Raw genomic sequence first — 9,008 nt, 5'->3', positions numbered from 1 at the left:
GCTCGCGGGCCTGATCGCCGGTCTGCTGGCCGGCGTCTTCGCCTACACCTTCGGCGAACCCGCGGTGGACGCCGCCATCGCCATCGAGGAGGCGAACGCGCCGGCGCCGGCACCGGGCGCCTCGCCCGAGGAGGAGCCGGTCTCGCGCACCGAGCAGAAGGGTGGCCTGTTCCTGGCCACCGGCCTGTACGGCGTCGCGATGGGCGGCCTGCTCGCCGTCGCCTACGCGCTGCTGCGCCGCCGGCTGCGCACCGCCGACGACTCCCGGGCCGCGCTCACCCTCGCCGGGGCCGCCCTGGTCGGCATCGTCCTGGTGCCCTGGGTGAAATACCCGCCCAGCCCACCGGCCGTCGGCGACCCGTCCACCATCAACCAGCGCACCATCAGCTACCTGTCGATCCTGGTGATCGGCCTGGTCGCCGTCTGGGCGGCGACGGTGGCGTTCCGGGCGGTGCGCACCGACTGGGCCCGCCCGCTCACCGGCGTGGGGGCGTTCCTCATCGTCGTGGCGATCGGCTATACGCTGCTGCCCACCGTTGACGAGGTTCCCGACACGTTCCCCGCCAGCCTGCTGTGGAACTTCCGGATCACCTCCCTCGGCACCCAGGTGGTGCTGTGGACGGCCCTCGGGCTCGGCTTCGGCGCGCTGCTGACCCGATCGGCGACGGCACGACGGAAGGCTCTGGAACCTGCAGCGTGAACGGATTACGACTGGTCGCCGCCGCACCGACACCCGCCCTGCGGCAAGCGTTGTTCGGCGGCGACCAGAACCTCGACGAGGGCGGGCGTAACGCGGCCGCCGCCCTGGCACCACGGTTCGCCCGCGTACCCGCATGGGTCGCCGCACCCTCCCGCGCCGCACGCCAGACCGCCGCGGCCCTCGGCGGCCTCGCCGCCACTGCCGACGCCCTGGCCGACCCGCCCTACGGCGAGTGGGACGGCCGATCCCTCGCCGACATCGACCCCGGCGACCTGCACGAATGGCTCAGCGACCCGGGGTACACGCCACCCGGCGGCGAATCCCTCACCCACGTCCGCGACCGCGCCGGCGCCTGGCTCGACCAACAGGCCGGCCAGACGCTGGTCGCCGTCGCCCACCCCACCGTCGTCCGCGCCGCCGTCGCCCACGCCCTGAGACTGCCCGCCGACGGCATCTGGACCATCGAGGTCGCACCGCTGGCCACCGTGCACCTCACCCACCGGTCCGGCCGCTGGCACCTGTCGCTCAGCTGAGCGCCGCCCCGCCGCGCCCGCGACGAGCGAAGACGTGGACAACCTTTCTTTTCCGCACGACGAAGAAGTGCTTGAGTGGATCACCATGGACGACGTCGCCGTCATCGAGGACCCCGCCGCCGCCGAAGTGTCCCTCGACCCCATCCGCAGCCGGCTCCTCGCCGAACTGGTCACCCCCGGCTCGGCGACCATGCTCGCCGCCAAGATCGGGCTCCCCCGGCAGAAGGTGAACTACCACCTCCGCACCCTCGAAGCCCACGGCCTGCTCCGCCTCGTCGAGGAACGCCGCAAAGGCAACGTCACCGAACGCATGCTCCAGGCCACCGCCGCCTCGTACGTCATCTCCCCCGCCGCCGCGGCCGCCGTCGCCCCCGACCCCGCCCGCAACCCCGACCGCCACTCCCCCCGCTGGCTGCTGGCCCTCGCCGCCCGCCTGGTCCGCGACGTCGGCGCCCTGCTCACCGGCGCCGCCAAGGCCAACCAGCGCGTCGCCACCTACGCCCTCGACACCGAGATCCGCTTCTCCTCCGCCGCCGAACGAGCCGCCTTCGCCGACGAGCTCACCAAGGCCGTCGACGACCTGAGCGCCCGCTACGACACGCCCGGCGGACGGTCCCACCGCGTCATCGCCGCGGTCCATCCCGCCGCACCCGGCCCGAACCTGCCCTAAGCGCAACCGGAAAGCAGCCGAACAGCCCTACGTGGCGCAGCAATGGGCACTCGCCGGCAACGTCGTCATCGCCGTGGCGTACGCGGCCATCTGCATGGCGATCCTGGTGCCGCTGGTACGCGCGGGACAACTGTGCACCAACCGCCTCGCCGTCGCCACCGCCCTCATCTTCTTCAGCTGCGCCGTCGGCCACGCCCTGCACGCCGCCATGTACTGGCAATCCGCCCTCACCCCGAACCACCAGATCCACGACGTCGCCGGCTGGAGCCTGTGGCCCACTGCCGTCTGGGACGTCGCCACCGCACTGGTCGGCATCTACTACTGGACGCTGCGCCGCAGCTACGCCGTCCTGCTCGGCGGCACCGGCGCTCTCTTCGTCGACCCGGCCGAGGAACGACGCCGCCACGACATCGAACTGCGCGAACGCGTCGCCGAGGGCCGCGCCGAAGCCGAAGCCGAACGCGACGCCCAGGCCGGCATGCTCAGCGCCATCATCGCCAACAGCCAGTCGCTGATCTACGTCAAGGACCTCGACGGCCGGTACCTGCTCGCCAACACCACCTTCGAACAAGCCTTCGGCCTGCAACCCGGCCAGATCCTCGGCAACACCGACGACCTCATCGAGCCCGCCCTCGCCGACACGTGGCGAGCCGCCGACATTCGCGCGCACCACGAAGCCATCCACGTCGAAGAGGCCGACAGCCGCGGCCGCATCTACGAGAGCAACAAATTCCCCCTGCACGACGCCAACGGGGAACTCTTCGCCGTCTGCGGTGTCTCCCTCGACGTCACCGACCTGCGCCAGGCCACCCGCAACGTCGAACAGGCCCGCGACGAGGCCCTCGCCCAGAGCCGCGTCAAGAGCGAGTTCCTGGCCACCATGAGCCACGAGATCCGTACCCCCATGAACGGCGTCCTCGGCCTCGCCGGCCTGCTCATGAGCACCGACCTCGACCCCGCGCAGCGCCGCTACGCCACCGGCATCCACACCGCCGGCAACGCCCTGCTCGGCGTCATCAACGACATCCTCGACTTCTCCAAGATCGAAGCCGGGAAGATCGTCCTCGACGCCCACGACTTCGACCTCGCCGAAACCCTCGCCGAAACCGCCGCGCTGATCGCACCGGCCGCCGACGAGAAGGGCCTCACCCTGGTCACCCGCCGCGGCCCCGGCCTGCCCGGCACCGTCCGCGGCGACGGCGGCCGGGTCCGCCAGATCCTCATCAACCTGGCCGGCAACGCCGTCAAGTTCACCGGCAGGGGCAGCGTCACCCTGCGCGCCGACCTCATCCCCACCCGCCCCGGCGCCGACGCCGTCATCGTCCGCTTCGAGGTCACCGACACCGGCATCGGCATCACCGCGGACGACGCCGGACGCCTCTTCGAACCCTTCACCCAGGCCGACGCCTCCACCACCCGCACGTACGGCGGCACCGGCCTCGGCCTGGCCATCAGCCGCCAGCTCACCGAAGCCATGGGCGGCACCATCGGCGTCGACAGCGAACCCGGCCAGGGCAGCACCTTCTGGTGCGAGATCCCCTTCGAGACCGCCACCGGCGACCCCACCTGCGCCCTCACCACCGGACCCGGCCTGCGCATCCTGCTCGCCGGCAGCGGCCCCGACCACGCCGCCCTGGAAGACGACCTGCGGCGCTGGGGCATGACCGTCACCACCATCGACACCGCCGCGGACGCGCCGCACACCCTGCGCGACGCCGCCACCCACGGCCGCCACTACGACCTGCTGCTGCTCGACGCCGACCCCGGCGACGTCGACACCACCGGCCTGGCCCGCCTCGTCACCGACGACGAAGACATCCCCGCCGTGCACGTCATCGTGCTCAACGAGAACCCACCGGCCGGCGACCACGGCACCGGTATAGGCATCGGCACACCCACCTACCTGCCCAAGCCCGTGCACCGGTCCGCCCTCTACGACCTCCTCGCGCAGAGCATGGCCGCCGTCGTGCCCGTACCCGTCGCCCCGAGCACGCGGCCCGCCGTGCCCGCCGTGCCCGCTGCCGCCCGCGGCCGCATCCTGCTGGTAGAGGACAACGACATCAACCAGATGGTCGCCACCGGCATCCTGACCGGTCTCGGTTACGAGACCGACGTCGCCAACGACGGCGTCGAGGCCTGCGAGATGTACGCCCGGCGCGAGTACGACGCGATCCTGATGGACTGCCGCATGCCCCGCATGGACGGCTTCACCGCCACCGCCGAGATCCGCCGCACCTCCACCCGGCACATCCCGATCATCGCCATGACCGCCAGCGCCCTGGTCGCCGACCGGGAACGCTGCCTCGCCGCCGGCATGGACGACTACCTGACCAAGCCGGTCAACCCCGCCGAGCTCGACGAGACCCTCACCCGGTGGGTGGCCGCCGGCACGCCTTTCCCGCAGACCCCTTCCCCGCAGACCCCTTCCCCGCAGCGCCCGTCCCCGGTGCGCGTGCCGGCCGACCCGATCGGCCGCCGCCTCGCCGAGCTGGCCGGCGACGGCAGCGAACCGGAGGTCGCCCTGGTCCGGCGCCTCGTCGGCTCCTTCCTCAACCGGGCGCCCCGGCACGTGTCCGATCTGGACGAGGCGTACCGCGGCGGGGACCTGCGGGTCGTGGAGGACGTGGCGCACAGCCTCAAGGGCGCGGCCGGCAACATCGGTGCGGTCGCGGTCCAGGAGGTGTGCGGGCGGATCGAGGACTGCGCCCGCGAGGGCAGACTGCCCACCGGCGTGGGCGACGACCTGCGTACGTTGCGCCTCGAGCTGGACCGCGCCGCCGAGCAACTCCAGGAAGTCGTTTCCTAGATCGTCTTTGGTGGTGCCGTTGATTCCTTCTTGATTCGGAGCTCTTCCTGTAGAGCGTCCTAGGATGAAGCCGCCCATCGGGCGCGTCGCCGGGATCGGCCCGCGGTCCGGCGCTAGGTTCTGGGCGATGGACGAGAACGTCGCCACGGTGCAGGAGACGCGCCCCTGCGCGCACTGCGGCCGCCCGGTTCCGCAGCGGGTCTCGGCGGGGCGGCCGTTCCGCTACTGCCGCGACAACGACGGCGAGTGCCAGCGCGCCTCCCGCAACGTCCGCATGCGCCACCGCGCCGCCCCCGGTCTCGCCGGGCAGGTCGCCCGCACCTGGGAGACCGTCGACCGGCTCGACCAGCTCGTGCACACGCTGACCGAGGCGCTGCACGAGGAGATGTCCCCGGCCGGTGTCGAACGGCAGCTCGCCGACGTCCGCGCCGAGACCTCCCGCCAGGTCGCCGCCGCACACGCCGACCGCGACGAGGCACGCCGCGACGCCGACCAGGCCCAGCTCGCCACCGCCGCCGCCAACCAGCGCGCCGCGGCCGCCACCGCCGAACGCGACGAGGCCCAGCACCGCGCCGAGTCGGCCGAGGCCGCGGCGGCGCAGGCCCGGTCGGCGGCCGAGGAGGCCGTCGCGCAGTCGCGGCTAGCGGTCGAGAAGGCCGAGACGGAGACGCGCGCCGCGGTCGAGCAGGCGCGGGCCGCCCTGGCCGAGCGGGATGAGGCCCGCCGCGATACGAGCACGGCCGAGGCGCTGCAGGCTCGTGCGGAGGCGGACCGCGACGCGGTCAAGGCCGACTTCGAGGGGGTACGAGCCGAGGCCGCGGCGTTGCGCCGGGACCTGGACGACGCCCGCCACGAGGCGGGGATCGCTCAGCGGGACGCCGCCACCGCCCGCAAGGACGCGGACAACGCCGGGGAGCTGGCCGCGCGGACCGAAGCCGAGCTGCAGAAGACCCGCGCCGAGCTGGACAAGGATCGCGGGGAGCTGTCGGCCGCGCGCGGAGAGCTGTCGGCGCTCCGGGGGGAGCTGGCGACGGCGTCGGGCGAGCTGGCCGCGGTCCGGCGTACCCTCGGCGATCTCGAAGCGACCTCGGAGCGGGAGCGGCAGGCGGCCGCCCGCGACATCGCCGACCTGGAACGACGGCTGGCCGCGGCCCGCAGCGAGGCGGATGCGGCCGGCGACCGCGCGTCGCAGCTGTCCGCGCAGATCAGCGACCTGGCCTCGGCGCTGTCCACGCTGGGCGCGGCGCGCTCGGCGCCGCCGCCGCGCCGATCAGCCGCGGCGGGCCTCGACCAGGGTGCGCGTGGAGTGGGCCACGAATGAGCCGTGCTCCCGGATGTGCGCGTCGAGCCGCCGGAGGGCGCCGGCGTACCGGTCGACAGTGAAGCCGGGCACCCACCAGACGCACTTGCGCAGCACGTAGACGACGGCGCCGATGTCGAAGAACTCCATCCGGCAGCGCGCCGTCCGCAGGTCCACGATGTGCAGACCGGCCGCCCGCGCCGCCGCGGCCTCGCGCTCGGGATCACGGCCGAGCCGCTCCCGGGTCAGCGGGCCCAGGAACTACTCGATCAGCTCGAACGCGGACGCCGGCCCGACGTGCTGGGCGAAATACGTGCCGCCGGCGGCCAGGACGCGGGTGATCTCGGACCAGTCCGGATCGACCGGATGCCGGCTGCTCACCAGCTCGAAGCCGCCGTCCCGGAACGGCAGGGGCCGGCCCTGCTCGACCTCGACCACGGTCACGCCCCGGGGCGAGAGCAGGCGGTGGGCGCGTTCGGCGTTCGGGCGCCATCCCTCGGTGACGACCATGCCGGGCGGCAGGTGCGGCACCTCGCCGCCGCCGGTGTCGATGTCCAGGGCCGGGGCGACGCGGGCGGACCGGGCCAGATCGGCCAGACGGCCGAGGCGGGCGGCGAGCTGGCGGGCGTAGCCCCACGGCGGCCGCTCCTCGGTCGCGCGCCCGTCCAGCCACTCGAAGCCCCAGCCGGACACGTCGGTCGCGGCGGCCTCGTCGACGAGATCCTCGAAGGTACGCACACCAGCATCGTGCCGGTGCGGTCAAACGGAATTCGAAGCCACGGCGGGGAAGGTAACACCGGTCAGCTGCTCGGAAACCGTCCACAACCGGCGGGCCGACGCACCGTCGCGGGCGGCCTTCGAACGGCCGACCAGCTTGGGCGAGCCGCGGCCCTCCAGGAACCCGTCCGGGCCCACGTAATTCCCGCCGGGGACGTCGGCCACCGCGGCGTACAGCGTGGGTAGCGCGCCGTCCGCGTCGCTCTGGGCGAAGCGGCTGAGGGCCGTCTGGAGGCGGTGCAGCAGCGACCGGTCGCGCTCCAGGTGGCCGAGGAGGTTGGTGGCCGACATGCCGGGGTGCGCGGCGGTCGCGAGCACGGGCGAGCCGGCCTCGGTGAGCCGGCGCTGCAGCTCGGCGGTGAAGAGCAGGTTCGCCAGCTTCGACTGGGCATAGGCCCGGAACGCGCGGTACGGCCGGCGCTCCCAGTTGAGGTCGTCGAAGTCGATCCGGCCCGCGCGGTGCCCGCTGCTCGAGACGGTGACCACCCGTCCCCGGATCTGCGGGAGCAGCAGATTGGTGAGCGCGAAGTGGCCCAGGTGGTTGGTGCCGAACTGCAGCTCGAAACCGTCGGCGGTGCGGCCCAGCGGCGGGACCATCAGGCCCGCGTTGTTGATCAGCACGTCGATCGGCTCGGCGTACGTCTCGGCGAAGGCCCGGACCGATCGCAGGTCGGCGAGGTCGAGCCGGCGCACCTCGACGTCGCCGGTCATCGCCCGGGCGGCGGCGTGGCCCTTGGCCGGGTCGCGGACCGCGAGGACCACGCGTGCGCCCTTGGCGGCGAGCGCCCGGGCGGCGGCGCGCCCGATGCCACTGTTCGCACCGGTGACGACGACCGTGCGGCCGGCCATGTCGGGGATGGAGTCCGCAGTGAATGTTGTCATGAGAAACAATGTATGCGGTGACAACAATGCTGTCAACGGCAACATCGTCCGCTACGATGACCGCCGTGCCCACGTACCACCACGGAAACCTGCGCGCGACGCTGCTCGACGCCGCCGAGCGCAGCCTGCGCCGATACGGCGCCGACCAGCTCTCACTACGGGAGCTGGCCCGCGAGGCCGGCGTCAGCCACGCCGCGCCGCGGCGGCACTTCCCCGACCGTCAGGCGTTGCTGGACGCGCTCGCCGAGGCGGGGTTCGCGCGGCTGGACGCCCAGCTGCGTGCGGCGCTCGCCGGGGCCGGGGCGGAGTTCGGGCCGCGGCTGCACGCGGTCGCGGCGGCCTACCTGCGATTCGCCACCGAGGACGCGGCCCTGCTCGAGCTGATGTTCACGGCCAAGCACCGCGAGGGCGCCGACCGGCTCGTCGCGGCGGCCGCCGCGCCGTTCGGGCTGATGAACGAGCTGATCGAGGAGGGCCAGGCACAGGGGGTGCTCGAGCCGGGCGATCCGCAGCGGGCCGGGATCGTGCTGTACGCCACCCTGCAGGGCATCGCGACGCTGATCAACGGCAGCCTGGTGGCGTCCGAGCTGCTCGACGGGGTGGTGGAGACGGCGGTCGACCAGTTCATCCGGGGCTCCCGGAGGGGATGACGGCGCGCCCGCGTGCGATCGCTCCCAGATCGTGATCTTGCCGCTGTTCAGGTGAATCGGCCGCGAAAAACGGTGCCATCTGAGGTGCGTGACTTAAATCGCAAGATGTGGAGACCGTGCATACAGGCCCAAAAACGGATCAAGGGCTGCTTCGGGACGGTCGCGGAATGACAGGTCAGCGTCGCGGGCCGCTACGCTCGTAAGCGTTAACACCGCCGACACACGATGACTCAGCATGGACGGGTCGCTGGAATCTCGCGACCGTCCCTTTCGTTACACCAACGGAAGCAGCACCACGAGCGAGGGGAAAGCCGATCATGGGCGAACGCATGCTGCGCGGCAGCCGTCTTGGCGCAGTCAGCTACGAGTCCGACCGCAACACCGAGCTGGCCCCCCGGCAGACACGCGAGTACCTGTGCGTGAAGGGCCACCAGTTCGAGGTGCCGTTCGCCGTCGACGCCGAGGTGCCGATGACCTGGGAGTGCAAGTTCGACGGCAGCGTCGCGCGCCTGGTCGACGGCAACGAGCCGGAGCAGAAGAAGGCAAAGCCCCCGCGTACGCACTGGGACATGCTGCTCGAGCGCCGGTCCATCTCGGAGCTCGAGGACATCCTGAACGAGCGTCTCGAAGAGGTACGGACCCGCCGGGGCCGCTGAGCCCGCTGAGGCGGCTCAGCCCGCACCGACAGAC

The 9,008-nt window shown here is 72.7% G+C and carries 8 protein-coding genes and 1 pseudogene; 7 read left to right on the top strand and 2 right to left on the bottom strand.

Annotated features, from left to right (window positions below):
• The 5 genes from AB0M20_RS14185 to AB0M20_RS14165 all read left to right on the top strand — a co-directional run.
• Nucleotides 1-700, top strand: a 700-nt coding sequence (locus AB0M20_RS14185) for a CbtA family protein (RefSeq protein ID WP_364298017.1), incomplete at its 5' end; no start/stop codon positions are given.
• Nucleotides 697-1,233 carry a histidine phosphatase family protein gene (locus AB0M20_RS14180; RefSeq protein WP_364298015.1) on the top strand — a complete coding sequence of 179 codons (537 nt, stop codon included), beginning with the start codon at nucleotides 697-699 and terminating at the stop codon, nucleotides 1,231-1,233. The genes AB0M20_RS14185 and AB0M20_RS14180, both read left to right, overlap by 4 nt.
• A 67-nt stretch (nucleotides 1,234-1,300) precedes the next feature.
• The gene (locus tag AB0M20_RS14175) at nucleotides 1,301-1,903 is read left to right on the top strand and encodes a helix-turn-helix domain-containing protein (RefSeq protein ID WP_364298013.1); all 603 of its coding nucleotides are present in this window, start codon (nucleotides 1,301-1,303) and stop codon (nucleotides 1,901-1,903) included.
• Nucleotides 1,904-1,934: 31 nt separating this feature from the next.
• The gene (locus AB0M20_RS14170) at nucleotides 1,935-4,709 is read left to right on the top strand and encodes a response regulator (RefSeq protein WP_364298011.1); all 2,775 of its coding nucleotides are present in this window, start codon (nucleotides 1,935-1,937) and stop codon (nucleotides 4,707-4,709) included.
• 64 nt (nucleotides 4,710-4,773) lie between these two features.
• Nucleotides 4,774-6,030, top strand: coding sequence for a serine/threonine protein kinase (locus AB0M20_RS14165; RefSeq protein ID WP_364298009.1), 1,257 nt, complete (start codon nucleotides 4,774-4,776; stop codon nucleotides 6,028-6,030).
• Here AB0M20_RS14165 and AB0M20_RS14160 read toward each other — a convergent pair.
• A pseudogene (locus AB0M20_RS14160) lies at nucleotides 5,980-6,747 on the bottom strand (SAM-dependent methyltransferase). The gene AB0M20_RS14165 and the pseudogene AB0M20_RS14160 sit on opposite strands and share 51 nt — an antisense overlap.
• A 21-nt stretch (nucleotides 6,748-6,768) precedes the next feature.
• Nucleotides 6,769-7,668, bottom strand: coding sequence for an oxidoreductase (locus AB0M20_RS14155; protein WP_364298007.1), 900 nt, complete (start codon nucleotides 7,666-7,668; stop codon nucleotides 6,769-6,771).
• Nucleotides 7,669-7,724: 56 nt separating this feature from the next.
• Here AB0M20_RS14155 and AB0M20_RS14150 point away from each other — a divergent pair, with 56 nt between their 5' ends.
• Together AB0M20_RS14150 and AB0M20_RS14145 are read left to right on the top strand one after the other, a co-directional pair.
• The gene (locus AB0M20_RS14150) at nucleotides 7,725-8,318 is read left to right on the top strand and encodes a TetR/AcrR family transcriptional regulator (protein WP_364298005.1); all 594 of its coding nucleotides are present in this window, start codon (nucleotides 7,725-7,727) and stop codon (nucleotides 8,316-8,318) included.
• 317 nt (nucleotides 8,319-8,635) lie between these two features.
• The gene (locus tag AB0M20_RS14145) at nucleotides 8,636-8,974 is read left to right on the top strand and encodes an RNA polymerase-binding protein RbpA (RefSeq protein ID WP_364298003.1); all 339 of its coding nucleotides are present in this window, start codon (nucleotides 8,636-8,638) and stop codon (nucleotides 8,972-8,974) included.
• Nucleotides 8,975-9,008: the final 34 nt, after the last annotated feature.

The sequence above is a fragment of the Actinoplanes sp. NPDC051633 genome (assembly GCF_040681735.1).
Taxonomy (GTDB): Bacteria; Actinomycetota; Actinomycetes; order Mycobacteriales; family Micromonosporaceae; genus Actinoplanes.
The sequence above is the reverse complement of the archived record's forward strand: the minus strand, read 5'-3'. Positions and strand labels throughout refer to the sequence as shown.

Excerpts from the sequence above, each read along its gene's own strand:
- AB0M20_RS14165 (WP_364298009.1), top strand. The coding sequence starts at position 4,774 with ATGAAGCCGCCCATCGGGCGCGTCGCCGGGATCGGCCCGCGGTCCGGC.
- AB0M20_RS14155 (WP_364298007.1), bottom strand. The coding sequence starts at position 7,668 with ATGACAACATTCACTGCGGACTCCATCCCCGACATGGCCGGCCGCACG.
- AB0M20_RS14150 (WP_364298005.1), top strand. The coding sequence starts at position 7,725 with ATGACCGCCGTGCCCACGTACCACCACGGAAACCTGCGCGCGACGCTG.
- AB0M20_RS14145 (WP_364298003.1), top strand. The coding sequence starts at position 8,636 with ATGGGCGAACGCATGCTGCGCGGCAGCCGTCTTGGCGCAGTCAGCTAC.